General features: G+C 23.5%; 2 protein-coding genes. One reads left to right on the top strand and one right to left on the bottom strand.

Annotated elements, in window-relative coordinates:
* Positions 1–719, bottom strand: a 719-nt coding sequence (locus VN21_RS03750) for a hypothetical protein (RefSeq protein ID WP_046822112.1), incomplete at its 3' end; no start/stop codon positions are given.
* Between the two features lie 142 nt (positions 720–861).
* On the opposite strand from VN21_RS03750, the gene VN21_RS03745 reads away from it, so the two are divergent.
* Positions 862–1,529, top strand: a 668-nt coding sequence (locus VN21_RS03745) for a response regulator transcription factor (protein ID WP_046822111.1), incomplete at its 3' end; no start/stop codon positions are given.

Here is a 1,529-nt window from a genome sequence, read left to right as displayed (position 1 = left end):
ATATTTTTAAATAAATTAGCTTGATTTAATAAATTGATAAAAAGCGTAACTATAAAAACAGTAATAAAACACACTATAAAACCTTTAAAACTTCCTTTTAAATCAGCGAGACTTAAGCTCATATGTGTGGCTATAGAATATATGAAAAATAGCATAATTAAGTGTTTAAAATCAGCTAAATATTTTAGGGAGAACATGCTTTTTAATATTAATAAAGTATCATTAATTAAAAGACTAAAAACTTTTAAATAGTCATTTGACTCAAGGTATCTAATGTACAAATCAATATGTATATTATTTGTAATTACTTGGTATGTATCATTAGAAAATAAAATTAAAAGTATCCATATGGATAAAGTACCAAAAATCATAGGGGCAATACCTATAAAAAAATTGCCAATTTGCTGATATAGATTACTTGAATTATAAGTATGTTTTACATATCCTAAGACTCCATCTTCTTTATATTTAAAAGGTCTAAATAATTCAACTTTAACTATTTTATGGTTAAATATAAACGCCATTAGCATATGGCTTAACTCATGAACTACAGTTCCTATAAAACCAGTAAATACTATAAAGTTTATTCCAAGTGAATTTTGTATGAGTTCATTATTTTTAGATTCAATTAAGTTTAATAAAATACCAAAAACTATAAAAACTCCTAAAACACTAGCTAAATTTAAAAAGCTTTCTATAAACGTATTAAAAATAATCATATTACTACCTCATTTTATTTTAAGTAAATTTTATTACAATATATTATCATAACTATGAATATTATATCAAATTATGAAATTTTAAAGTGTGCTATAATATATAATTGGCAAAATATATATTATGTTTTAAAGGGAGGGTATTATGATAGACGTTTTTTTAGTAGAAGATGACAAAGCATTAAGTAGAGAAATTCATATGTGTTTAAGTAAATGGGGATATAGGACACATGAAGCAAAAAATTTGGATAATATAGCAGAAGAAGTTATAGCAATTAATCCTAAGTTGGTATTGATGGATATAAATTTACCATTTTATGATGGATTTTACTGGTGCAATAAAATAAGAAATATATTAAAAGTACCTATAATATTTATTTCATCTAGGGATAACGATATGGATATTGTTATGTCTATAAATATGGGAGCCGATGACTATATAATAAAACCTTTTTCAACTCAAGTATTAGTTGCAAAAGTACAAGCTATATTAAGAAGAACATACTCATACAACAATTCATTAAAAGTTGATATTGTAAAATATAAAGATGTAATTTTAAATATTTTAGAAAGTAAGATTTATTTCAATGATCAGTTTGTTGAACTGAGTAAAAATGAGTTTAAAATAATTAATATATTAATGAACAATCAAGGAAGTATAGTTAGTAGAGATACAATAATAGAAGAATTATGGGATAGCGAAGAGTTTATAAGTGAAAATACTTTAACTGTAAATATAAATAGGCTGAGAAAAACTTTAGAAAATATAGGTTTGAGCGATTTTATAGTTACTAAAAAAGGTCAGGGGTATTA

Origin of the sequence: Paraclostridium benzoelyticum (assembly GCF_001006285.1) — a bacterium.
GTDB lineage: Bacteria > Bacillota > Clostridia > Peptostreptococcales > Peptostreptococcaceae > Paraclostridium > Paraclostridium benzoelyticum.
Note: the sequence above shows the minus strand (reverse complement) of the source record. Positions and strands in the feature narration are given on the sequence as shown.